Annotated in this window: 21 protein-coding genes; 17 read left to right on the top strand and 4 right to left on the bottom strand. The window is 62.0% G+C overall.

Features of this window, described 5'->3' with window-relative positions:
* Positions 1-36: 36 nt before the first annotated feature.
* Positions 37-501 (bottom strand): RidA family protein, encoded by a 465-nt coding sequence (locus tag AB8A50_RS14495; RefSeq protein ID WP_158550404.1) that lies wholly within the window; start codon positions 499-501, stop codon positions 37-39.
* A gap of 165 nt (positions 502-666) precedes the next feature.
* On the opposite strand from AB8A50_RS14495, the gene AB8A50_RS14490 reads away from it, so the two are divergent.
* Positions 667-1185, top strand: coding sequence for a MarR family winged helix-turn-helix transcriptional regulator (locus AB8A50_RS14490; RefSeq protein ID WP_439078115.1), 519 nt, complete (start codon positions 667-669; stop codon positions 1183-1185).
* Between the two features lie 91 nt (positions 1186-1276).
* Here the strand turns inward: AB8A50_RS14490 and AB8A50_RS14485 are convergent, their stop codons facing one another.
* The gene (locus AB8A50_RS14485; protein ID WP_439078114.1) at positions 1277-2428 is read right to left on the bottom strand and encodes a LacI family DNA-binding transcriptional regulator; all 1152 of its coding nucleotides are present in this window, start codon (positions 2426-2428) and stop codon (positions 1277-1279) included.
* A gap of 190 nt (positions 2429-2618) precedes the next feature.
* Between AB8A50_RS14485 and AB8A50_RS14480 the strand changes: the two genes are divergently transcribed.
* The 10 genes from AB8A50_RS14480 to AB8A50_RS14435 all read left to right on the top strand — a co-directional run bounded on the left by AB8A50_RS14480 (position 2619) and on the right by AB8A50_RS14435 (position 13140).
* Complete coding sequence (locus AB8A50_RS14480; protein WP_439078113.1) at positions 2619-3698, top strand: maleylacetate reductase; 1080 nt, start codon at positions 2619-2621, stop codon at positions 3696-3698.
* Positions 3695-5062, top strand: a complete 1368-nt coding sequence (locus AB8A50_RS14475) for an amidohydrolase family protein (RefSeq protein ID WP_439078112.1) — start codon at positions 3695-3697, stop codon at positions 5060-5062. Before AB8A50_RS14480 ends, AB8A50_RS14475 begins: the two co-directional genes overlap by 4 nt.
* The gene (locus AB8A50_RS14470) at positions 5059-5976 is read left to right on the top strand and encodes an NAD(P)-dependent oxidoreductase (RefSeq protein ID WP_439078111.1); all 918 of its coding nucleotides are present in this window, start codon (positions 5059-5061) and stop codon (positions 5974-5976) included. Before AB8A50_RS14475 ends, AB8A50_RS14470 begins: the two co-directional genes overlap by 4 nt.
* Before the next feature lie 9 nt (positions 5977-5985).
* Entirely contained in the window at positions 5986-6870 is an 885-nt protein-coding gene (locus AB8A50_RS14465; protein WP_439078110.1) for an intradiol ring-cleavage dioxygenase, read from the top strand.
* A 59-nt stretch (positions 6871-6929) separates the two neighbouring features.
* Positions 6930-8330, top strand: a complete 1401-nt coding sequence (locus AB8A50_RS14460; protein WP_439078109.1) for an FAD-linked oxidase C-terminal domain-containing protein — start codon at positions 6930-6932, stop codon at positions 8328-8330.
* Positions 8327-9865, top strand: a complete 1539-nt coding sequence (locus AB8A50_RS14455) for a sugar ABC transporter ATP-binding protein (RefSeq protein ID WP_439078108.1) — start codon at positions 8327-8329, stop codon at positions 9863-9865. The genes AB8A50_RS14460 and AB8A50_RS14455 overlap by 4 nt, the downstream gene beginning before the upstream one ends.
* Entirely contained in the window at positions 9858-10808 is a 951-nt protein-coding gene (locus AB8A50_RS14450) for an ABC transporter permease (RefSeq protein WP_439078107.1), read from the top strand. The genes AB8A50_RS14455 and AB8A50_RS14450 overlap by 8 nt, the downstream gene beginning before the upstream one ends.
* Complete coding sequence (locus AB8A50_RS14445) at positions 10805-11779, top strand: ABC transporter permease (RefSeq protein ID WP_439072753.1); 975 nt, start codon at positions 10805-10807, stop codon at positions 11777-11779. Before AB8A50_RS14450 ends, AB8A50_RS14445 begins: the two co-directional genes overlap by 4 nt.
* A 36-nt stretch (positions 11780-11815) precedes the next feature.
* Positions 11816-12787: a sugar ABC transporter substrate-binding protein gene (locus tag AB8A50_RS14440; protein ID WP_120293316.1), complete on the top strand. Its 972-nt coding sequence runs from the start codon at positions 11816-11818 to the stop codon at positions 12785-12787.
* Between the two features lie 65 nt (positions 12788-12852).
* Positions 12853-13140: a YciI family protein gene (locus AB8A50_RS14435; protein ID WP_439078106.1), complete on the top strand. Its 288-nt coding sequence runs from the start codon at positions 12853-12855 to the stop codon at positions 13138-13140.
* 127 nt (positions 13141-13267) lie between these two features.
* On the opposite strand, the gene AB8A50_RS14430 is transcribed toward AB8A50_RS14435, so the two are convergent.
* Positions 13268-14905: an isocitrate lyase gene (locus tag AB8A50_RS14430; protein WP_439078105.1), complete on the bottom strand. Its 1638-nt coding sequence runs from the start codon at positions 14903-14905 to the stop codon at positions 13268-13270.
* 146 nt (positions 14906-15051) lie between these two features.
* Here AB8A50_RS14430 and AB8A50_RS14425 point away from each other — a divergent pair, with 146 nt between their 5' ends.
* Positions 15052-16491 (top strand): helix-turn-helix domain-containing protein, encoded by a 1440-nt coding sequence (locus tag AB8A50_RS14425; RefSeq protein ID WP_439078104.1) that lies wholly within the window; start codon positions 15052-15054, stop codon positions 16489-16491.
* Between the two features lie 6 nt (positions 16492-16497).
* On the opposite strand, the gene AB8A50_RS14420 is transcribed toward AB8A50_RS14425, so the two are convergent.
* Positions 16498-17997 (bottom strand): helicase HerA domain-containing protein, encoded by a 1500-nt coding sequence (locus AB8A50_RS14420; RefSeq protein ID WP_439078103.1) that lies wholly within the window; start codon positions 17995-17997, stop codon positions 16498-16500.
* Positions 17998-18381: 384 nt separating this feature from the next.
* On the opposite strand from AB8A50_RS14420, the gene AB8A50_RS14415 reads away from it, so the two are divergent.
* From AB8A50_RS14415 to soxX, 5 genes are read left to right on the top strand one after another with little or no spacing between them, the layout of a single operon-like run.
* Entirely contained in the window at positions 18382-18831 is a 450-nt protein-coding gene (locus AB8A50_RS14415) for a (2Fe-2S)-binding protein (RefSeq protein WP_093756882.1), read from the top strand.
* Between the two features lie 11 nt (positions 18832-18842).
* The gene (locus AB8A50_RS14410) at positions 18843-21017 is read left to right on the top strand and encodes a molybdopterin cofactor-binding domain-containing protein (RefSeq protein ID WP_439078102.1); all 2175 of its coding nucleotides are present in this window, start codon (positions 18843-18845) and stop codon (positions 21015-21017) included.
* Positions 21018-21060: 43 nt separating this feature from the next.
* Positions 21061-21348 (top strand): c-type cytochrome, encoded by a 288-nt coding sequence (locus AB8A50_RS14405; RefSeq protein WP_439078101.1) that lies wholly within the window; start codon positions 21061-21063, stop codon positions 21346-21348.
* Position 21349: 1 nt separating this feature from the next.
* Positions 21350-22630 carry an FCSD flavin-binding domain-containing protein gene (locus AB8A50_RS14400; RefSeq protein WP_439078100.1) on the top strand — a complete coding sequence of 427 codons (1281 nt, stop codon included), beginning with the start codon at positions 21350-21352 and terminating at the stop codon, positions 22628-22630.
* Positions 22623-23087, top strand: coding sequence for a sulfur oxidation c-type cytochrome SoxX (gene soxX, locus AB8A50_RS14395; protein ID WP_439078099.1), 465 nt, complete (start codon positions 22623-22625; stop codon positions 23085-23087). The genes AB8A50_RS14400 and soxX overlap by 8 nt, the downstream gene beginning before the upstream one ends.
* Positions 23088-23095 lie beyond the last annotated feature (8 nt).

Genomic DNA, 23095 nt, shown 5'->3' with positions numbered 1-23095 from the left:
CCGATGACCCGGGGCCGGCGGGAGGTCACATCCGGTCTATTTTTGCACGGGAATGGCGGCGATCATGTCCAGCTCGACACGGGCGCCCTGGGTCGAGAGCTGGTTGATGCAGATGGTGGTGCTGGCCGGCGTCCAGTCGCCGAAATATTCCTTCATCACCTTCACCATACCGTCCTGGTCCCGGATGTCGGTCAGGTACTTCGTCACCTTGACGATGTCGGTCCAGGTCAGCCCTTCGTGATCCAGGATCGACTGGATCGTCTGCATGGCGCGGTGGGTCTGGTCCTCGATCGAATTCGGATGATCGTGCTCCTCCAGAACGTGGGGATGCTTGTGATAGAGCGGCGAGGGCGTTGCTCCGGAAATGAACAACATCCCGCAGGGCACTTCGACACGGATCGCTGGCGCATAAGGCATGTCCGGCTTCCGCTCCGGCATCGTCTGGATTTCCTTGACGTGCGGATTGGTGGGCGAGGTCGCAAAGGCCGGCTTGGCTGTCATGATCATTTCCTCGATGGCGGGCGTTGGTAAACCTCGTGACCTTCTCGCGAGGTGGCATCCGGTCAACCCGTCACGAAGCGTGAGGTCAAACTATCTTTGAGTCAAGATAAAATATCTTGGCGCAAAGATAGATGAATTTGCATATATTCGGTGCCCCGTGCCTATATGCTGATCAGCATGACTACCGATTCGATTGATGAGATCATTGCCGGCTGGAGCCGGCGGCGGCCCGACCTCGACGCCGGTCACCTCGACGTCGTCGGCCGGATTGTCCGGCTGTCCGTGCATATGCGCAGCGCCATCGAGCCCGCACTCGAGGAGCAGGGCTTCAATTGGGAATTGTTCGACCTGCTCCTGACGGTCTACCGCCGCGAGGCGGATAGCAGTACCGGTGTTCGACCGACTGACCTCTATGCGGAGTGCCTGCTGTCGTCGGGCGGGCTCACCGCGCGGCTGCGGCGTGCCGAGCAGGACGGCTTCATCGTCAGGCGCCAGGATCCTGAAGATGGCCGCGGCGCGCGGATCACGCTTACGGCCAAGGGGCGCAATTCCGTCGACAAGGCGATTGCCCAGCACTTCAAGCTGTCCCGGTCGGTCGACGAGGTGCTGACGGCCAACGAACGTCAAACGCTCACGCGGCTGCTGCGGAAACTTCTGATTTCGGTCGAGAAGCCAGATCTGTAACGGATCGCGTCTGAGCGCCCCGTTCTCGGCAAACTCGGATCAGTCGCCGACACTTTTCCATGTCACCGCCGCAGCGTGCGTCAGGTTTGGCTTAGCTTTGTCGGTGCTGTATTCTGACTTCTCTTTTGGCCGCGTCAGAAAAATCTGACGAACGTGTCCTGGTCGGCAGCTTGATCGCGGCGACAGAATCCCGCGCAAGCAAAACCGGCTTCAGTACGATCCGATCGTTTTGAACCGGCGTTCCCTTGATCATCGCAATAAGAATGTGAGACGCCTGCGTTCCCAGTTCCGCAGTCGGTGTACTGATGGTCGTCAGCGCCGGTGCTATCGCATCCATGAACAGCATGTCGTTCATGCCGACCAGCGAGATGTTGCCGGGACATGAAATGCCTTTGTTTCTCAGGTGCCGAAGGCAGCCTACGGCCAGCATGTCGTTGCCGGCCACAATCGCCGTAATATTGGGGTTCTCCGTCAGCAAACGCTCGCAAGCGAACTCGCCTTCCTCGACCGTAAAGGCCTCACCGAAGACGGCAGTGGGCGCAACTCCGTCTTGAGCCAGGGCTTTGCAAGCGCGCCGGAAGCCGCGATAGCGGTGGTAACCCGTCGACACGTTTTGCGGGCCGCCAACATGAGCAATTTGCCTGTGCCCACACTCGGCGAGATGATGAACCGCCAGTTCCATTGCCTTCGCGTCGTCGACCCGGACGCTCGGAATGAATTCGCTTTCAGGATCGCGAAACACCGCGACGACTGGAATGTTCGCCTCGACGCAGGCTGCGATGCCGGGATCGTTTCGCTCGAAGGTCGCGACGATCAGCCCCTCGACGCCTTGCTGGATGAACCGTTCGATCAGCGCGGCCTGCCTGAGCGGATGGTTGTCGGTGTTGCCGACAATGGTGACGTATCCAATCTCGGCGAAACTGTCTTCGATCGCGCGGACAATCGGCGGATGCACGGGGTCACCCAGATTTGAAACGATGACGCCAACGGTACGAGAGCGCTGCGTGCGAAGCGCCGACGCCATCGCGTTCGCGCGATAACCGAGTTTCTTCGCGCAAGCCTCGACGCGCTCGATCATTTCTGGGGAGATCAGGTGGCGCTTCTCGGGATTGAGCCCGCGCGACACCGTTGACCAATGGACGCCAGCACACTTCGCGACATCAATGATTGTTTTACGCGACGACCGCTCCTGAAGCGCGGGTGACGTCTTCTTGGTGTTCTTGGTTTTTTTGGGCATCGCCATCCAGCCTGCTCGCGCGCGTCGTCGTATCCGCTAACGATCACGTGAGAATGCCTCATCTTGCACAAATTGACAAACGTGTGCAGAGTTTCTTGACAAACGTGTGCACGGGAATGATGGTAGCGAAAATCCGCTGCATGCCTTGGTGCTATGCAGCAGAAGCGCCCTAACGGCGTCGACGATCAGGGATGGAATGATGGAGAGCTTCGTCTATCAGGCGGCGCCCATGCGGGTCGTCTTCGGCTCGGGACGGCTGGCAGATCTGGCCGCCGAGCTCGACCGACTCGGCGTTAAGCACGCACTCGTTCTGACGACAGCCCAGCAGAAATCTCACGGCGAGCAGATTGCCGCCCTGATCGGTGACAGAGCGGCGGGCGTCTATGCCGGTGCGGTGATGCATACGCCGGTTGATGTGACCGAACTTGCGATGCAGCAGGTCAAGGCTCTGCAGGCCGACGGCATCGTCGCGGTGGGCGGTGGTTCGACCATCGGGCTAGGCAAGGCGATCGCGCTACGGACCGACCTGCCGCAAATCGTCGTACCGACCAGCTATGCCGGGTCCGAAATGACGCCGATCCTGGGTGAGACCCGCGAGGGACTGAAGACCACGCAATCGAGCCCGAAGATACTCCCCGAAACGGTCATCTACGACGTCGACCTGACGTGCACATTGCCGCCTGCGTTTGCCGTGACATCGGGCGTCAATGCAATCGCTCACGCTGTCGAAGCGCTCTATGCGCGCGACGCCAATCCGGTCGTGTCGTTGATGGCGGAAGAGGGCATTCGCCTGTTCGCCGGCGCGCTGCCGAAGCTTGCGGCTGGCGAGGACAACGCGGCGGCACGCGATGATGCCCTGCGCGCTGCCTGGTTGTGCGGCGCCTGTCTCGGCGCCGTCGGCATGGGTCTGCATCACAAGCTCTGCCATACGCTGGGTGGCACGTTCAATTTGCCGCATGCCGAAACCCACACGGTGATCCTGCCGCATGCGATGGCCTATAATGCTCCCGCAGTGCCGGTCGCGGCGGCTCGCGTCGCGCGCGCGCTCGGCGCCGGACAGGCGGCGCAGGGACTGTTCGATCTCACGCAGCGCCTTGGCGCCAAAGTCGCGCTACGCGATCTGGGAATGCCGAAGGACGGCATAGAACACGCCGCCGACCTTGCCGTCAGCAATGCCTACTGGAATCCGCGGCCGCTGGAACACGATGCCATCCGCGATCTGATCGCGCGGGCCTGGGCGGGCGATCCTCCGGTCATGGCGGAGGCGTTGCGATGACGGCGATGCGCACGCTCATCAAATCCGCCACCATCCTGACGATGGATGACACGATCGGCGACCTCGCGCAGGCTGACCTGCTGGTTGATGGCGATCGCATCGTGGACATCCGGCCAGGCCTAGATGCCGCTGATGCAGAGATCGTTGATGGTCGTGGCCGCATCGTCATTCCCGGCCTCGTCAACGCGCATATGCACACGTGGCAGACCGCCTTGCGCGGCTTCTCCGCGAACTGGACGCTTCCCGAATACTTCCGCCGGATGCATGCGGGACTGGCCACGGTCTTCCGTCCCGAGGATATTCATATCGGCACGCTGATGGGCGCGCTGAACCAGATCAATTGCGGCACCACCACGCTGGTTGACTGGTGTCACAACAACCCAACGCCTACGCACAGTGATAGCGCCGTCGCGGCGCTGAAAGAGAGCGGCATCCGTGCCGCCTTCTTCCACGGCTCGCCGAAACCGGAGGCGGCGCCGGGGCAGCCGCACTTCTCTGAAGTTCCGCATCCGCGCCATGAAGTCGAGCGCTTTCTGGCAGGGGCACTGTCTAGCCGCAGTGATCGCGTCACGCTCGGGCTCGCGATTCTCGGCCCGCATTATTCGACTATGGATGTTGCCATCCATGATTTCGAACTGGCGCGTGAGTTCGATCTGATTGCCTCGATGCATCAGGGTGGAGGCCCGGCCAAGACGCCGGGTGGCTGGGCGAAGCTGATTGCAGCCGGTCTGGTCGGTCCCGGCATCAACATCGTGCACGGCAACGATCTTCCCGACGATCTGCTGCATCAGCTTGTCGATCTCGGCGTGTCGTTCTCGGTCACGCCAGAAAATGAAATGAATCAGGGCCACGGCTACCCGATCACCGGGCGGCTGTTGAAGCTGGGATCGCGGCCATCGCTCGGGGTCGATCTGGAATCCGTGCTGCCTGGCGACATGTTCAACGTTGGCCGCATCGCACTGTCGATGCAACGCGCGCTGGACAACGCCGAGAGTCGGCAGGCCACGGGCGCCATTCCAGCGGTGACGACAATCACGACGCGTGAGGCCTTGCGCTGGATCACCATCGAGGGCGCGCGCATGCTCGGAAGTGAAAGCAGCGTCGGCTCGCTCACGCCGGGCAAGAAGGCGGATCTGGTCGTCATCAATGCCACGGACCTTAACCTCTGTCCGGTCCATGATCCGGTTTCCACGGTCCTGATGCAGTCCAGCATTGCCAATATCGAGGCGGTCATGATTGACGGCATCTGGCGCAAGCGAGGCGGACGCCTGCTGGCGGAGAACCTCGACCACAAAAAGAATGAACTCGAGCGATCAGGCATGCGCATCGTCTCCGAGATCGAACGTCAGGAGAAAGCGGCATGACAACCCCGTCGAGAGATCAAGCACAGGCCGTGGCCTGGATCGGTGTTGGCAAGATGGGCTTGCCGATTGCCGGGCGCATGGTGGAGGCGGGTATCCGCGTCACCGGCTACGACCCGGGCCAGCAGCGCATGGCGTTGGCGCAGCAGCTTGGGCTTCAGACGGCTAACTCCGCGGCGGACGCCGCTGCAAACCACTCGATCATCTTCACATCGTTGCCCGACGATGCGGCGCTGCGTTCCGTGGTGCTCGGACCAGACGGCTTGCTGAACAAGCTGACACGTGGTGCGGTTCTGATCGAGACGAGCACTGTCAGCGCCGAAATATCAGCGGAGGTTGGTGTCGCGGCGGAGGCAACGGGTATTGCCTATCTGCGCGCTCCGGTGTCCGGCAATGCAGCGATCGCGCATACCGGCGCGCTGACCTGCTTCGTGTCGGGGCCGCGCGAAGCGTTCGATGCGGTTCAGCCGGTGCTGGCGACGTTCACACGCGCGCAAACCTATCTCGGCGTGGCTGAAGAGGCGCGATTTGCCAAGCTCGCGGTCAACCTGATGATCGCGGTGTCCGCCGGAATGATGGCCGAAAGCCTCGCGCTGGCGCGCAAGGGCGGAATCTCCTGGCCGGATATCCTCAAGGTCCTGGACGATAGCGCGATCGCCTCGCCGATGGTCAAGTACAAGACGCCGCCGCTTGCCACGCGCAACTTCGAGTCCACTTTCTCGTGCCGGCAGATGGCCAAGGATCTCGACCTCATCATCGGGGCGGGCCATCACGTCGGCGTGCCGCTGCAACTCGCAGCGCAGGTGCGGGAAATCTACGGATCACTTATCGCACAGGGCGATGGCGAATCCGACTTCATCGCCACCGTGCGCCATGTCGAGCGACTGTCGGGTCTCGGCGAGCCGAAGCTTGGGTGAGGGAAGGCCATGCGGAATTTCAACGCGAACACCATCACCGACGCCGTGCTCGATCGCATCACGGATGCTGGCCAGCCGCGGATCAGGCAGATCAGCGAGGCGCTGGTACGCCATCTGCATGCCTTCGTCCGGGAGATTCGGCCGACCCAGAGGGAGTGGGAGCAGGGCATCGAATTCCTGACGCGTACCGGTCACATGTGCGACGATAAGCGCCAGGAGTTCATCCAGCTTTCGGATACGCTCGGGGTGTCGATGTTGGTCGATGCTATCAATCATGGTGCCGAAAAAGGTGTGACGGACACGACCGTGCTCGGGCCGTTCTTCGTCCAGGCGGCCCCGGAGAAGAAGCTTGGCGAAGACATCTCCGGTGGCATGGAGGGCGATCCGATGATCGTGACGGGATCGGTCTCGACGCCGGATGGCAAGCCGATCGCAAATGCGACAATCGACGTCTGGCACTCCGACGACGACGGGTATTACGATGTTCAGCAGCTCGACAAGATCGGTGATCTAGCGATGCGTGCGCGGTTTCATGCCGATGCTGAGGGCCGTTTCCGGTTCTGGTCGATCAAGCCAGCGGCCTATCCGATCCCGCATGACGGGCCGGTCGGCGATATGCTCACGGCTCAGGGGCGTCATCCGTGGCGGCCCGCCCATGTTCACTTCATGATCTCGGCGCCTGACTTCGAACAACTGGTGACGCATGTGTTCGTCGCGGGCGACAAGTATCTCGACTCCGACGTCGTCTTCGGCGTCAAAGATACGCTCATTCGCGAATTCGCCCGGAAAGATGCCGGCGAAGCTCCCGACGGGCAGATGCAGAACACGCCTTACTATCATTTGAATTACGATTTCGGTTTGAAGCCAGACGCCAACAAGGCGCATGCTGTCTAGCTAACAATGCGCATCACGGGCCGCAGAGCCTGAGCGCTGATATGGAAGGGGAGGATGCTATGGGAGCGCCAGTGAGCGCCGAGACGGCCGTGGTCCGTCTGAACGAGATCATTGGGGCGCGCGCGACGATCGCGCGCGGCGTGCTCGATGATCACGGCCGCAGCGAGGCCTATCACGCCAGTCGTCCGCCGGATGTCGTGGTGTTTCCGGAGACCACGCAGGAAGTCGCTGAGATCGTGAAGCTCTGCGGCGAACTCCGCATGCCGGTCGTTCCATTCGGCGCGGGTACTTCACTCGAAGGCAATGCAGCATCGGTGGCTGGCGGTGTCTGTATCGATTTTGCGCGGATGAACCGCGTGCTCCGGGTGCATGACAAGGACCTCGACGTCGTCGTGCAGCCTGGCATCACCCGCAAGCAGCTCAACGCGCATCTGCGCGACACCGGATTGTTCTTTCCGATCGATCCCGGCGCCGATGCGTCGATCGGCGGCATGACCTCGACGCGCGCGTCAGGGACCATGGCCGTCCGCTACGGCACCATGAAGGATAATGTGCTGGCGCTCGAAGTCGTGTTGCCGGATGGGCGGGTGATCCGCACCAGCCAGCGCGCCCGTAAATCGTCAGCCGGTTACGATCTCACCCGGCTGTTCGTCGGCTCCGAGGGTACCCTCGGCGTGATCACCGAAATCACGCTGAAACTTCATCCCTGGCCGCAGGCGATCTCGTCCGCGGTCTGCAGTTTCGGGCGGCTCGATCAAGCCATCGATGCCGCGATCGAAGTGATCCAGTCGGGCATTCCCGTCGCGCGGATGGAACTGCTGGATGAAGTCATGATGCGCGGCATCAATGGTTATTCCAAACTTGGCTATCGCGAGGCGCCGACGCTGTTCTTTGAATTCCACGGCACCGAGGCGAGTGTCGCGGAGCAGGCCGAACTGGCGGAGGCGATCGCCGCCGAACATGACGGCCAGGGCTTCCAATGGGCGCGTGCGGCGGAAGACCGGACGAAGCTGTGGCATGCCCGCGATAACACGCTTTATGCGGGTCTCAGCCTGAAGCCGGGCGCCAAGGCCATGATTACGGATGTCTGCGTGCCGATCTCACGGCTGACGGAATGTCTGACCGAAACCCGCCGCGACATCGATGCCAACGGGCTGATCGCGCCCGTGGTGGGCCATGTCGGCGACGGGAATTTCCATCTGCTGATCCTGATCAATCAGGATAATGCCGACGAGGTCGCGCGTGCCAAGGCGCTGCACGCGCGGTTGGTGGCGCGGGCGATCGCGATGGAGGGCACCTGCACCGGCGAGCATGGCATCGGCACCGGCAAGATCGGTTTCCTCCAGGACGAGCTCGGCGACGCCGTCAATATCATGCGTGGCATCAAGGCGTCGATCGATCCGAAAGGCATGATGAACCCCGGCAAGATCTTCTTGCCCAATGCAGCGGTGCTGGCATGACGCAACTTGCACAGTCCAAGGCTGCCGTGTCGATCGTTCAGGCGGCGCCGCCGCTGTTCGAACTGCGCGGCATCTCCAAGGAATTCCCGGGAGTGAAGGCGCTCGACGATGTGTCGTTCTCGGTCTGGCCAGGCGAGGTGCATATGCTGCTCGGTGAGAACGGAGCAGGAAAATCGAGTCTGATGAAAGTGCTGTGCGGGGCCTATCGCGCCGATAGCGGCTCGTTCCACTACAACGGCGAGACAGTTGAGATCGCGTCGCCGGCCGATGCGCAGAAGCTCGGCATTGCCGTCATCTTCCAGGAATTCTCGCTGGTCCCCTATCTCGATATCGCGCAGAACATCTTCCTTGGACGCGAGCCGGCAGGACGTGTTCCCGGCACGATCGATCGCAAGAAAATTCTGGCTGATGCCAAGCGCGTGCTTGCTTCGATCGGATTCGACATCGATCCGTCGATCCGGATCGAGAAGCTGGGCGTCGCCCAGCAGCAGATGGTGGAAATTGCGAAGGCCATCAGCCAGAACGCGCGAATTCTCGTGATGGATGAGCCGACGGCGGCGCTGTCCGATCGCGAGACGGAATTGCTGTTTGCACTGATCGCGCGGCTCAAGGCGGACGGCGTCGCCATCATCTACATCTCGCACCGCATGGCGGAGGTGTTCTCGCTCGGCGACCGCATTACGGTGCTGCGCGATGGGCGCCGTATCGATGAGGTGCAACCCGGGGCCGTGTCATCGGACGATCTGGTCCGGATGATGGTCGGTCGCAGCGTCGATATGAGCTATCCACGGACCTTCGCCCAGGCCCCCGGCAAGGTCATGCTCGAGGTGAAGGGTCTCTCCTCTGCCTCCGGCATTGCGGGCATCGACCTGGTGGTGCGGCAAGGCGAGATCGTCGGGCTGTGCGGGCTGGTCGGCTCGGGGCGCACCGAAGTGGTGCGGGCCATTTTCGGAGCCGACAGGGCGACCGCGGGACAGATCCTGTTCGACGGTCAGGAGAAATCCGGTGGTCCGGACGAAGCTGCCAGACTGGGGCTCGCGCTGATTCCGGAAAGCCGCAAAGCCGAAGGTCTGGCTCTGATCCGCTCCGTCGGAGACAACCTGATCGTTTCCGCGCTACGCAAGATCTTTCCGCGTGGCTTCTTCGATCAGGGGAAATCCAGGCAGGTTGCCAATGATCTGATCCGGCAGTTGAGGATCGCGACCCCATCGGACAAGCAGGCCGTCGGCCTTCTATCCGGCGGCAACCAGCAGAAAGTCGTCATCGGCAAATGGCTGGCCGCTGGCGCCAAGCTGTTCATCTTCGACGAACCGACACGCGGCATCGACGTCGGAGCCAAAGCCGAGATCTTCGCGCTCATCGACCGACTGGTCGCGGATGGTGCCGCTGCGCTGATGATCTCGTCGGAGCAGGCGGAAATCTGCCACGTCTGCGATCGCGCCTATGTCATGTGCGACGGGCGGATCGCGGGTGAACTGGCTCGTCACGAACTGAGTGAGGAAAACATCGTGAAGTTGGGGATGCATCATGCGTGAACAAGCGATGGTATTGAACACCAATCCGTTTCAGCGGATTCCCGGCGTTGCCGTCATGCTGGTGCTGCTATGTGTCGTCTTCAGCCTGATGACGCCGGGCTTCCTGACGGTGCCGAATATTTCCAACGTGCTCGTCCAATCGACGATCCTGCTGATGCTGGCGCTGCCGATGACGCTGATCATCATGACCGAAGGTCTCGACCTGTCGATGGGCGCGGTCTTGACGCTGACCTCGCTGATCGTCGCCATCGTCGCTTTGGCCACAGGCTCGTTGCTGCTCGGCCTGCTTGCGGCTCTGGTCGTCGGAATCGTGTTCGGGACGGTCAATGGCTGGCTGGTGGCCGTTGTCGGTATTCCTCCTTTTGTTGCCACGCTGGGCACGCTCGGGATGGCGCAGGGGCTCTCGCTGATCGTCAGCGATGGCCAGAGCGTCGTCGGCATGCCGGCCGCCGTTCGTGGCGTCTATTCCGGAACGCTCGGCGGCGTCCCGCTTCCGATCGTGTTGGGGCTGGGAAGCTACCTTGGCTTCCACGGATTGCTCTACCACACGCGTTTCGGGACTTATATTTTCGCGCTCGGCGGCAACCGTGAAGCGCTGAAATTCGCCGGCATCTCGGCCCGACGCTTGCTGATCCTCGTCTACGCGCTCGGCGGCGCCATGGTCGGTCTGGCCGGTCTCCTGATGACCGCGCGCATGAACTCCGGGCATCCAACCGCTGGTCTCGGTCTTGAGTTCGATGCCATTGCAGCGGTTGCCGTCGGCGGCACGTCGTTCGAACGCGGCAATGGCTGGCTGCTCGGCACCTTGCTCGGCGTGGTCACCGTGGGCGTGTTGCGCAACGGATTGAATCTGCTGGCGCTGCCGTCTTCGATCCAGGTGGCAAGCGTCGGCTTGCTGGTGATTGCAGCCTTGTTCGTCGATGGATTGCGGAGCCGATCATGACCGATATCTCAAAGCCGATCTCAGGCGGCAGAATGTTGCTTTCTGACGAGATGATCCAGGTGTTCTATCGCCTGCTCGCTGCGTTTCTGATCTGTGCGGCGCTGACCATCCTGACCAACTCGTTCTTCAGTCTCGGCAACATCCTCAACGTCCTGCGTCAGGCGAGTCTGCTGTTCTTCATTGCGTCGGGTCTGACTTTGGTGGTGCTGACAGGTGGCCTCGACCTTTCGATTGGTGCCAATGTCGCCATTTCCGCCTGTATTGCCGGAACGGTGATTCATCAGACGGGCTCGCCGACCTTGGGGGTACTGACAGGCATCGGCGTCGGGGGGGCGGTGGGGATGCTGAACGGCGTGATGGTGACGGCGCTTCGAATCCCATCCTTCATTGCGACCTACGGGATGCTGTGGGTGCTGCATGGCATCACCTACTGGTACATGGGCGGAGAGACCATGCACGGCTTCCCGGCTGGCTTTCGTCAGATCGGCAGTGGCTATTTTCTCGGTCTTCCGATCCCGGTCTATCTGTTGCTGGTCTTCCTCGCCATCGGAACCATTTTCGCGCAGCGCACCACGTGGGGACAGGAAATCTATGCCATCGGCGCCAACCCGGTTGCGGCGCGGTTGTCGGGTATTCCCGTCGCTCGCCGGCTTCTGCTGGTCTACACAGTGTCCGGCGCGATGGCCGGGCTCGCCTCGATCATCTTTCTTGCGCGACTGAACTCTGCCGAAGCCGACATCGGAGAAAGCCTGACACTGCCGGCGATCGCGGCGGTTCTGATCGGGGGCACCTCGCTGTTCGGCGGTCTCGGAACGGTGTTTGGCACGTTCGTCGGTGCACTCATTTTGACCCTGGTCCTCAATGGCATGAACCTTTTGTCAGTCAACGCGAGTTGGCAGCCACTGGTAACCGGCGTCATCGTCATTCTGGCAGTATGGCTGGATATGAAAACACGGCGCCGTGCGGCGTAAGTGTTCGATCTTAAAAAACAAACGGAGGGAACGACTATGAAGAAGGCCTATGGCGCGCTTGCTGCACTGCTTCTGACGACATCACTCTCATCCCACGCGTTCGCTGACGGCGAGACGATCGCGGTGTTTACAAAAAACCAGACCAATCCGTACTTCCAAACAGTACGAGTTGGGTCCGACGCAGCCGCCAAGGCGATGAAGGCAAAGACGCTGCATTATATCCCGACCAAGCCGGACAGCATCCCGGAGCAGCTCAGCCAGATTGAGGACGTGGTGGTGAAGAAGCCGTCGGCGATCGTCTTCATCCCGGTCGACTACAAGGCGATGGTCCCCGGCGTCGAGAAGATCAATGACGCAAAGATCCCGGTTGTGAACGTGACGGATCGTTCCGCCGGCGGCAAGTTTGTCGCCTTTGTCGGTGCCGACGATTATAGTCTGGGTCTCGAGACCGGGCGCTATCTGCTGAAGACGCTTGGCGGCAAGGGCAATTTCGTGATCATTGAGGGCGTCAAAGGGTCCTTGACGAGCATCGACCGCGTCCGCGGCTTCAACGACGCCCTGAAGGAAAACCCGGGGGCCAAACTGCTTGCGTCGCAACCAGGCAACTATCAACGGCTGCAGGCGCTTCAGGTCATGGAGAATCTCATGCAGTCGAATACTCAGATCGACGGTGTGTTGGCTGCCAATGATGCGATGGCGATCGGTGCGATCGAGGCGCTCGATGGTGCCAATCGCAAAGCCCAGGTCATCGGCGTCAATGGCACCAAGGAGGCAATCGACGCGATTAAGTCCGGGAAATTGCTGGCGAGCGGCGACTACAATGGCTTCATGCAGGGATGCCTCGGCATGATGATCGCCATTCGTTCGCTGCGTAACGAGCCGGTGATCACCGAGATCGTTCTCAAGCCCACGGTGATCGGCAAGGAGAACTATCAGCCCTACGACGTGCCGCTGGAATCGCGGACCTGCCCGAGCTGGGACGAGGCTGCTAAGCTCGGCACCAAGTAATATCTTCGACACTTCAGGCGGTCGTCGCAGGTCGGCGGCCGTCTTCTGTCTTTCAGGAGCTACGCATGCTGTTTGCCATCCATGCCGTCGATCATGCCGGGGCGCTCGACAAACGCTTGTCTCACTACGAGGCTCACAAGGCCTTTTTGTCCGACACCTCGGCCTATGACGTGACGATCGTTATGTCCGGTCCGCTGACAGCCGATGACGGCCAGACCATGATTGGCAGTCTGTTTCTCGTCGAGGCCGCCGACCGCGCGGTGGTCGAAAGATTTCATCACGCCGATCCGTTCTTTGCCGCCGGCATTTGGCAGACGGTCACGATTACCGGCTTCCTGCGCCGACAGGGATAACCGGAATGGAGGCCGGCGCCCTGCCTGTCGGTGAGGCAGTCGTTCGGCATTTGTACACCGACAACGACATCAGCCCGGGGTCTGATGAGACCCCGGGCTGGTTTTACGATGAGCTGAACCGTAACGATTAGCCGAACTGGTTCATCGTGTTGTGCGCGCCGCCCGCCTTCAGGGCTGCTTCACCGGCGAAGTATTCCTTGTGCTCGTCGCCGATGTCCGAACCAGCCATGTTCTGATGCTTCGCGCAGGCGATGCCTTGACGGATTTCCGCGCGCTGGACGTTCTTGACGTAGCCCAGCATGCCCTGTTCGCCGAAATACTCCCTGGCGAGGTTGTCGGTGGACAGCGCAGCCGTGTGATAGGTCGGCAGCGTGATCAGGTGATGGAAGATGCCGGCACGCTTGGCTGAATCAGCCTGGAATGTTCGGATGAGTTCGTCGGCTTCGACCGCCAGCGGCGTGCTGTCGTACTCCACCTTCATCAGCTCGGCGCGGTTGTACTTGCTGACATCCTTGCCGGCTTCCTTCATCGCGTCATAGACCTGCCAACGAAAGTTCAGCGTCCAGTTGAACGACGGCGAGTTGTTGTAGGCCAGCTTCGCATTCGGGATCACCTCACGAACGCGATCAACCATCTTGGCGATCTGCTCGATGTTCGGCTTCTCGGTTTCGATCCACAGCAGATCGGCGCCGTTCTGCAGCGAGGTAATGCAGTCGAGCACGCAGCGGTCCTGACCGGTGCCTTCGCGGAACTGGTACAGGTTGCTGGCAAGACGCTTCGGGCGCATCAGCTTTCCATTACGCGTAATGACGACGTCGCCGTTGCCGATCTTTGAAGCATCGATTTCTTCGCAATCCAGGAAGCTGTTGTACTGGTCGCCGAGGTCACCGGGCTTGTGGCTGACGGCGATCTGCTGGGTCAGGCCAGCGCCGAGCGAGTCGGTGCGGGTGACGATGACGCCGTCTTCGACGCCCATTTCGAGGAAGGCGTGCCGGCAGGCGCGGATCTTCGCGAGGAAGACTTCGTGCGGCACGGTAACCTTGCCGTCCTGATGGCCGCACTGCTTCTCGTCCGAGACCTGGTTCTCGATCTGCAGCGCACAGGCGCCGGCTTCGATCATCTTCTTGGCGAGCAGATAGGTTGCTTCCGCATTGCCGAAGCCGGCATCGATATCGGCGATGACGGGTACGACGTGGGTCTGGAAGTTGTCGATCTTGTTGATCAGTTCTTCTTCCTTTGCCTTGTCGCCAGCCTTGCGAGCGGCGTCGAGGCTGCGGAAGATGTCGTTGAGCTCGCGCGAGTCAGCCTGACGCAGGAAGGTGTAGAGCTCCTCGATCAGAGCCGGGACCGAAGTCTTCTCGTGCATCGACTGATCCGGCAGCGGGCCGAATTCCGAGCGCAGCGCCGCGATCATCCAGCCCGACAGATACAGATAGGTGCGATCGGTGGTGCCGAAATGCTTCTTGACCGAGATCAGCTTCTGCTGCGCGATAAAGCCGTGCCAGCAGCCGAGCGACTGGGTGTACTTGGTGGTGTCTGCATCATAGGCGGCCATGTCGGCACGCATCAGCGATGCCGTGTAGCGTGCAACGTCGAGACCGGTCTTGAAGCGGTTCTGCAGGCGCATGCGTGCGACCGCTTCGGCGGTCACGCCGTTCCAGGTGTCCTTGGTCTTGAGCAGCGCCGACGCCGCCTCGACTTCGCTCCGATAGGAGCCGGTGCCGAGGATGGTCTGGTTGCTGATCCCGCGTGGCTGGAAGTTCATTGTCTCGATCCCTTTGGCTGACGAAAACCTGTCCTTGGTTGTAATCGCGGGATCGCCAGCCGCTAGACGGAACGCAGATAACTTGTCATACTTTACAAACTGAACGTGTAAGGCTGTAAAGTAGTTACAAGGTATTGGAGTGTGCGATGGCCGCCTCGGCAGGTCGTTCGGTGTTCATGGGGCCGCGAATCCGGCGGCTTCGGCGCGATCTGGGCCTGACCCAGGCCGATATGGCGGCCGATCTCGAGATTTCCGCGCCTTACGTCGCGCTGCTGGAGCGCAACCAGCGGCCGATGACGGCGGACATGCTGCTGCGCCTGGCGCGCACCTACACCATCGATCTGGCCGATCTCGCCGGCGATGGCGGCGCCGACAATACGGCGCGGATGCAGTCGATCCTGAAAGAGCCGATGTTCTCGGACATCGATATCCCCGCGCTCGAAATCAGCGATCTCGCGGTGAGCTATCCCGGCATGGCCGAGGCTTTTCTGCGCCTCTACACGGCCTATCGCGAGGAGCAACTCGCGCTGGCGGACCGACGCGCGCCGGCGCTCGCGGGCGGTGCATTGCAAGCGGGTAGCGAGAGCTATGATGCCAACGATCCCGTCGCCGAGGTCCGGCGTTTTCTCGCCGCACGTCGCAACAATTTCGCGGGTCTCGACGACGCGGCCGAGCGTCTCGTGCAGGCGACGTCGGGCCCGAGCGGTTTCGTCGAGCGTCTCAAGACCCGACACAGGCTGCAAGTGCGCTATCTGCCGCCGGACGTCATGCTCGGCTCGGTGCGACGATTGGATCTGCATCGGAAACAATTACTACTTGAGGACTCGCTCGACACCGCAAGTCTCAATTTCCAGCTGGCGCAGCAACTCGTCTATCTCGAAATGGAAAACGAGATCGGCACCGCGCTCGAAGACGGCCAGTTCACCACCAAGAGTGCCGAACTGCTGGCGCGCCGGGCGCTCGCAGGCTACGCCGCGGCTGCGCTCATCATGCCCTATGCAGCCTTCGCGCGTGCAGCCGAGACACGGCGCTACGATCTAGAAGCGCTGGCGCGCCAATTCGGTGCCAGCTTCGAACAGACCGCGCATCGCATCACGACCTTGCAGCGGCCGGGTGCCGAAAAAGTCCCGTTCTTTCTCATCCGCGTCGATCCCGCCGGCAATATTTCCAAACTGCTCGACGGTGCAGGCTTTCCGTTCGCGAAGCACGGCGGTGCGTGTCCACTGTGGTCGGTGCACGACGTTTTCAAAACGCCGCGCCAGATCGTCACGCAGTGGCTGGAATTGCCGGATGGCCAGCGCTTCTTTTCGATTGCCCGTACCGTCACGGCTGGCGGTGGTGGTTACGGCGCACAACGCGTCGAGCGCGCCATCGCGATCGGTTGCGCAGCCGAACATGCCGGCCAGTTGATCTATACGCGCGATGCGTCGGCACCGCGTGCGGATGCGCCCACGCCGATCGGCGTCGCATGCCGTGTCTGTCACCGTCCAAGATGTGCTGCGCGCTCGGCGCTTCCGATCGGGCGCGAGCTGCTGCCGGATGATTTCAGGACGCTGAACGTTCCGTTCGGCTTCTCGGCGGACTGAAACGGCTCAGGCCTGCTCGGCCGCAGCTTCCTCGGCATTGGGATCGCCGGGTGCCGTCGCCCAGGCCAGTTCAACGAGCGTCACGATGCGCCGACCGGCGCCATCAAGCTGGCACACGATGAGACCTTGCTCCTCGATATAGTTCAGCAGGCGCTGTGCGCGGCGTAGCGAATGCGAGCCGTAGGCGCGGGCGATCGCGGCATTGCTTGGGCAGGGCCAGCCTTCCTTGGCGGCGCGGGCGATCATCATGAAAACGCCCTGCATATCCTCCGGCAGAATCGAGGCGCGGACCGAGACGTCTTGCCAGCCGTCATCGTTGGTCATGTCGGAGCCGAGCCCGGCGCGGGCGCGGGTCAGCATGCGGCGGAAGTCGTCGAGGTCCGGCACGGCGGCACCGAGACCCTCGATGCGGCAGCGGACCACGAATTCCTGATAGAGCACGCCGACCACCCGGAAGCCTGCATCGGGCTCCGCCATCAGGGCCTGCAACACGCGGTCGACGCGCATGCGCCGCTCCGCCAGTTCCTCGGCGCTGATCGGCGTCTCCGCCACGTCCGGCCGAATTTCCAGCGCTGCGGACTTCGCCGCCATGAGCTGGCCAAGCAGATCCGGCGATGACGGTGCGCGGCGCTGCGGCCGGACCGGCTCCGGCGGGGGCGCTGCGAGAATCGTGGCGCGGACGTCGTCGAGTGTCGCTTCCGGCAGCGGTATCAGGCGTGGGGTCGCATTGCGCGGACTTGTTTCGGTGACACCGATGCGCAGGCCCAGCGGACGACGGGAGAGGGCGGGACCCAGCGCCATGAACTGGCCGCGCTCGAGGTCGCGGAAGGATTCGGCCTGCCGTCGCTCCATGCCGAGAAGATCGGCGGCGCGTGCCATATCGATATCGAGGAAGGTGCGGCCCATCAGGAAATTCGATGCTTCGGCCGCGACATTCTTGGCGAGCTTCGCCAGTCGCTGTGTCGCGATGACGCCGGCAAGGCCACGTTTGCGGCCGCGGCACATCAGGTTGGTCATGGCGCCGAGCGATAGTTTGCGCGCTTCGTCGGACACCTCGCCGGCAACGGCCGGGGCGAACAGCTGTGCCTCGTCCACCACCACGAGCATCGGATACCAATGGTCGCGAGGCGCGTCGAACAGCCCGCCCAGAAAGGCGGCGGCGCGGCGCATTTGATTCTCGGCATCCAGCCCTTCGAGATTGAGCACTGTGGAGACGCGGTGCATGCGCGCGCGCTCGCCGGCCACCTGCAACCCGCGTTCGGTATGCGCCTCGGCATCGATCACCAGATGACCGAATCGCTCCGCCAGCGAGACGAAATCGCCTTCAGGGTCGATGATGGTTTGTTGCACCCATGGGGCGCTCTGTTCGAGCAGCCGGCGCAGCAGATGCGATTTTCCGGAACCCGAATTGCCCTGTACGAGCAGACGCGTCGCCAGCAGTTCCTCAAGGTCCAGAGCCGCCGGGGCGCCTGACGTCGTATGCCCCATCTCGATCGCAACGGTCATGTCTCGACTCAGGTCTCCTTGTAGAGAGGGCTTACCAACCCGGCCACAGCGCGTCGAGCGGCGCACGGCTATCATCCCGTGTTCCGCGCAACTCTCACCAAGTAAATCGCGACAGCGAATCGGCGATGTTCTGCACACGGCGGTGCCCGGTTTTGCCAATGGCAATCTCAGGCGGTTTCCTTGCATGATCGCATTGTGTTCGACCCGCGGTGATAGAGCGTCAGCAAACAGAAAATCCCGCGTGACGTAACTGTGACGTCAGCAAGGCAGGGACATCGCTGGAATCTTCGGGCGCCGCAGTCACCAAACATTTGATTTGGAATTCTTCCAGTTTCAGGGGAGGTTGCTGCAACGGCGATATGCGCCACGACCCGGGGAAATGCGATGGCAAGCCTCACGATCAATGGACGAACCTACGAGATCGATGCAGAACCGGACACGCCATTGCTATGGGCGATCCGCGAAAATGCCGGGCTGACAGGGACAAAATACGGATGTGGCGTCGCCCAATGCGGCGCCTGCACCGTTCATGTCGATGGCCAGCAGGTCCGTTCCTGCAGCATGGCGCTCAGTGAGGCGATCGGAAAGCAGATCACGACGATCGAGGGCCTTGCGTCCGAGGGGGCCGTGCACAAGGTGCAGCAGGCCTGGATCGATCATGATGTGCCGCAATGTGGTTACTGCCAGAGCGGCATGATCATGGCAGTTGCAGCGCTGCTGGAGACAGTGCCGCAGCCGACCGATGAGGATATCGACCTCGCCATCACCAATATCTGCCGTTGCGGCACGTTCCAGCAGGTCCGTGAAGCGATTCACGCCGCTGCAAGCGCTTGAGGAAGATGGTCATGGGTCATGCTCCGCAACTCAATCGCCGTTCGTTTGTCCTGGGAACTGCTGCTATCGGCAGTGGCCTCGCGCTCGGTATTCCCTTTGGCGGGCCGACCGCAGTCTATGCGGCCGATGGTACGCCTGAGGTCAATGCCTGGGTGGTGATCCGGCCTGATGAGACCGTTGTCGTGCGTATCGCGCGGTCCGAGATGGGGCAGGGAACGCTCACGGGTCTGGCGCAATTGGTCGCTGAAGAACTTGAATGCGACTGGTCCAAGGTGACGACGGAATATCCTACGCCCGGGCAAAGTGTCGCACGCAAGCGCATCTGGGGGGACTTTTCCACCGGCGGCAGCCGCGGAGTTCGCACTTCGCATGAATACGTCCGCAAAGGCGGCGCGGCTGCGCGCCTGATGCTGATCCAGGCTGCTGCCAATGAGTGGGCCGCGCCCGTGTCGGAATGTGCCACCAGCAAGGGCGTCATCACCCATGTCCCGTCGGGGCGCACCATCACTTACGGCAAGGTCGCGGAAGCGGCCGCCAAGCTGCAGCCGCCGGCCGACGTCAAGCTGAAGGATCCCAAGGACTGGACCATCGCCGGCAAACCGCTGAAGCGGCTCGATACGGTCGAGAAAACCAACGGCAAGATGGTCTACGGCGCCGATATCAAGCTGCCGGGAATGCTGAATGCCGCGATCAAGGATTGCCCGGTGTTCGGCGGCACGCTGAAGAGCTTCGACGACAGCAAGATCCTTGGCATGAAAGGCGTCAAGAAGGTCGTGCGCGTCGGCGAGAGTGCCGTGGCTGTGGTCGCCGATACGTGGTGGCACGCCAAGTCGGCGCTGGAGGCGATGCCAGTCGTCTGGGACGATGGCAAGAACGCCAGCGTGTCCAGCGAGTCCATCGGCAAGTGGCTGCAGGAAGGCCTGGACGCTGCGCAGCCCGCTTTTGTCGGCAACAAGGCTGGCGATGTCAAAGCAGCGTTTGCGGGTGCTGCGAAGACGGTGGAAGCGGTCTACGCCTATCCCTATCAGAACCACGCCACCATGGAGCCGATGAACGCGACGGTGCTCTATACGCCAGAGAAGTGCGAGGTCTGGACCGGGACGCAGAACGGCGAAGCCGTGTTTGCGGCCGCAGTCGAAGCGTCAGGCCTGCCGAGCGACAAATGCGAGGTCTACAAGATCATGCCGGGCGGCGGCTTCGGTCGGCGCGGCATGACCGATTACGTCCGTCAGGCGGTGGCCATCGCCAAGCAGATGCCCGGTACGCCGATCAAGCTGATGTGGTCGCGCGAAGAAGACATGCTGCACGGCCGCTATCATCCGATTACGCAAAGCAAGCTGGTCGGCGCCTTCGATGTCGATAACAATCTGATCGGTTTGCACATGCGGATCTCAGGCCAGTCGATCCTGGCCAGTGTGCGTCCCGAGGGTATGCAGAACGGGATGGATCCCGTCACTTTCCAGGGTCTGAATGCCAGCGGTGAGGCAGCGATCGGCTACACCGTTCCGAATTTGCTGATCGACCATTCCATGCGCAATCCGCATGTGCCGCCGGGCTTCTGGCGCGGCGTCAACGTCAACCAGAATGCGATCTATCTTGAGAGCTTCATGGATGAGCTCGCGCATTCGGTCGGTCAGGATCCGCTCGAATTCCGCCGCAAGCTGATGACCAAGCATCCGAAGCATCTCGCGGTGCTCAATGCCGTCGCAGAGAGGATCGGCTGGACGACGCCGGCGCCGCAAGGCGTGTTCCGCGGCATCTGCCAGCACATGGGCTTCGGCAGCTATGTCGCGGCCGCGACGGAAATTTCGGTGACGGGCGGCAACAAGATCAAGATCCATCGCATCGTTGCCGCCACGGATCCCGGTTACGCGGTGAATCCTTGGCAGATCGATCGACAGATCGCCGGCTCGTTCGTCTATGGCCTCTCGGCACTGTTCTATGGCGAATGCACTGTGAAGGGTGGTCGCATCGAGCAGGAAAACTTCGACACCTATCAGTCGATGACCATGAAGGAGATGCCGAAGGTCGAGTCGATCCTGATGCCATCGGGCGGCTTCTGGGGCGGCGTCGGCGAACCGACGATCTGCGTGGCCGCGCCGGCCGTGCTGAATGCCTATTTTGCCGCGACCGGCAAGCGCATCCGTTCCGTGCCGCTGAAGAATCACGACATCATCTTTGCGTAACCGACGCGTCGCCATGCTTGCTGCCCATCACTGGATTTCGCTCATGAAGGCACTGCGTACCTCACTTGCGATCGGGCTGATCGTCGCCTCGGCGGCGCCGGTCCGGGCGGCATCGGCGCTGCCGCCTGGCGCGGCGTCGTGCTCCGGCTGCCATGCGGCGACATCGCAGGCCATCCCGAACATCTATGGGCGCGATGCCGATGCGACGCGCTCCACATTGCTGGCCTTTCGCAATGGATCGATGCCGGCCACGGTGATGACGCGGATCGCCAAGGGCTTCTCCGAAGACGAAATCGGGTCGATTGCGGCCTGGCTGGCAACGCAGAAATAGCATGACCCACAAAAATCATACCTCACGACGGGAGTTTCTTCGCACTGCCGCTGCCGCGACGGCATCCCTTGCGCTGGCATCGCCAAGCCTGGCGCAATCGCCTGCGCGGGTCGTTGTAATCGGCGGCGGCTTCGGTGGCGCCAGTTGCGCCCGCGCGCTTCGGCAGCTCGATCCGTCGCTGGATGTCACGCTGGTGACGGCCGATCGCCAATATGTCGCGTGCCCATTCAGTAATGAGGTCATCGCCGGCGACCGCGCCATTGAAGCCCAGCAATTCGCCTACGAGAAAACCGCTGCCGCCGGCATCAAAGTCGTCGCGCAAATGGCGCGGACGATCGACCCGCAGGCGCGCACGATCGGTCTCGCCGATGGATCGACGTTGCGCTACGACCGGCTGGTTCTGTCGCCCGGAATCGATCTGCGCTTCGATGCGCTACCGGGCTATGACGAGTCTGCAGCGTCGCGCATGCCGCATGCCTGGAAGGCCGGTGAGCAGACGCTGCTGCTGCGACGCCAGTTGGAAGCGATGGACGATGGCGGCGTGGTTGCGATCGTCGTTCCCGCCAACCCCTTTAGGTGTCCGCCGGGCCCGTACGAGCGCGCGAGCCTGATTGCGCACTACCTCAAGACTCGCAAGCCGCGGTCGAAGCTCATCATTCTCGACTCGAAAGACGCGTTCTCGAAGCAGCGGCTGTTTCAGGCCGCGTGGCAGGAGCTGTATCCGGGATTGATCGAATGGGTCGCGCTGTCGCAGGGCGGCAAGGTCACGTCGGTCGATCCGGCGACCAATACGCTGGTGACCGATTTCGCGACACATCACGTTCAGGTGGCCAATGTCATTCCACCGCAGCGCGCCGGACGCATCGCGGAGATTGCCGGCGTCACCGATAAATCCGGCTGGTGTCCGATCAATCCCGTCAGCCTCGAGTCCACACAGGTGCCGAACATCCATGTGATCGGCGATGCCTGCATTGCCGGTGCCATGCCCAAATCTGCATTCTCGGCGAATGCGCAGGCGAAGACCTGTGCCGGCGCGATCGTGGCGTTGCTGGCGGGGGCGACGCCGACGTCGCCGAAGCTGATCAACACTTGCTACAGCCTAGTCGCGCCCGACTACGGCATTTCCATCGCGGGCGTCTACCAGCCCCGCAACGGCCTGTTTGCGGATATCGAAGGCGCGGGCGGTACGAGTCCGCTGGATGCGCCACGTGATGTCCGGGCCCGCGAAGCGATCTATGCACGGTCCTGGTTCGAGACGATCGGAGCAGAGGTCTTTGGTTAGTCGCCGCCGCGCATCGACACTGTTGTCGGCGAGCGTGGCGACGCTGCTGCTGACTGCTCCGGTCCGCGCGGGTGAACTTGTCCCTTATGCGGTGGTTGGCGATGCGATTCCGCTCCCCTTGGCGGGCGCGGTTGGTGACGCATCGGCGGGCAGGGCGATCGTCGTCAACCGGATCTATACGTGCCTGCTCTGTCACAGCGGTCCATTTACCGAACAGAGATTCCAGGGCGATCTTGCGCCAAGCCTTGCCGGCACCGGCAGCCGCTGGTCGGAAGGCCAGTTGCGGCTGCGGCTGGTGGATGCCTCCCGCCTCAATGCCGCGACCATCATGCCGTCCTATTATCGTGTAGATGACTTGCAGCGTGTCGGTGACGCATGGCTTGGCAAGCCGATCCTGTCGGCGCAACAAATCGAGGACGTCGTCGCTTACCTGACAACGCTGCAGAACCCATCATGACGAAAGCA

Source organism: Tardiphaga sp. 841_E9_N1_2 (assembly GCF_051811065.1).
In the GTDB taxonomy this organism is placed as follows: Bacteria; Pseudomonadota; Alphaproteobacteria; order Rhizobiales; family Xanthobacteraceae; genus Tardiphaga; species Tardiphaga robiniae.
This window is presented reverse-complemented; position numbering and strand designations above follow the sequence as displayed.

Bases quoted from the DNA above. Each gene is read 5' to 3' on its own strand.
- AB8A50_RS14410 (WP_439078102.1), top strand. From the start codon at position 18,843: ATGGGTCATGCTCCGCAACTCAATCGCCGTTCGTTTGTCCTGGGAACT.
- AB8A50_RS14450 (WP_439078107.1), top strand. From the start codon at position 9,858: ATGCGTGAACAAGCGATGGTATTGAACACCAATCCGTTTCAGCGGATT.
- AB8A50_RS14425 (WP_439078104.1), top strand. From the start codon at position 15,052: ATGGCCGCCTCGGCAGGTCGTTCGGTGTTCATGGGGCCGCGAATCCGG.
- AB8A50_RS14430 (WP_439078105.1), bottom strand. From the start codon at position 14,905: ATGAACTTCCAGCCACGCGGGATCAGCAACCAGACCATCCTCGGCACC.
- AB8A50_RS14475 (WP_439078112.1), top strand. From the start codon at position 3,695: ATGACGGCGATGCGCACGCTCATCAAATCCGCCACCATCCTGACGATG.
- AB8A50_RS14465 (WP_439078110.1), top strand. From the start codon at position 5,986: ATGCGGAATTTCAACGCGAACACCATCACCGACGCCGTGCTCGATCGC.
- AB8A50_RS14480 (WP_439078113.1), top strand. From the start codon at position 2,619: ATGATGGAGAGCTTCGTCTATCAGGCGGCGCCCATGCGGGTCGTCTTC.
- AB8A50_RS14495 (WP_158550404.1), bottom strand. From the start codon at position 501: ATGACAGCCAAGCCGGCCTTTGCGACCTCGCCCACCAATCCGCACGTC.
- AB8A50_RS14470 (WP_439078111.1), top strand. From the start codon at position 5,059: ATGACAACCCCGTCGAGAGATCAAGCACAGGCCGTGGCCTGGATCGGT.
- AB8A50_RS14415 (WP_093756882.1), top strand. From the start codon at position 18,382: ATGGCAAGCCTCACGATCAATGGACGAACCTACGAGATCGATGCAGAA.
- AB8A50_RS14445 (WP_439072753.1), top strand. From the start codon at position 10,805: ATGACCGATATCTCAAAGCCGATCTCAGGCGGCAGAATGTTGCTTTCT.
- AB8A50_RS14400 (WP_439078100.1), top strand. From the start codon at position 21,350: ATGACCCACAAAAATCATACCTCACGACGGGAGTTTCTTCGCACTGCC.
- AB8A50_RS14440 (WP_120293316.1), top strand. From the start codon at position 11,816: ATGAAGAAGGCCTATGGCGCGCTTGCTGCACTGCTTCTGACGACATCA.
- AB8A50_RS14490 (WP_439078115.1), top strand. From the start codon at position 667: ATGCTGATCAGCATGACTACCGATTCGATTGATGAGATCATTGCCGGC.
- AB8A50_RS14455 (WP_439078108.1), top strand. From the start codon at position 8,327: ATGACGCAACTTGCACAGTCCAAGGCTGCCGTGTCGATCGTTCAGGCG.
- AB8A50_RS14485 (WP_439078114.1), bottom strand. From the start codon at position 2,428: ATGGCGATGCCCAAAAAAACCAAGAACACCAAGAAGACGTCACCCGCG.
- AB8A50_RS14435 (WP_439078106.1), top strand. From the start codon at position 12,853: ATGCTGTTTGCCATCCATGCCGTCGATCATGCCGGGGCGCTCGACAAA.
- AB8A50_RS14420 (WP_439078103.1), bottom strand. From the start codon at position 17,997: ATGACCGTTGCGATCGAGATGGGGCATACGACGTCAGGCGCCCCGGCG.
- AB8A50_RS14460 (WP_439078109.1), top strand. From the start codon at position 6,930: ATGGGAGCGCCAGTGAGCGCCGAGACGGCCGTGGTCCGTCTGAACGAG.
- AB8A50_RS14405 (WP_439078101.1), top strand. From the start codon at position 21,061: ATGAAGGCACTGCGTACCTCACTTGCGATCGGGCTGATCGTCGCCTCG.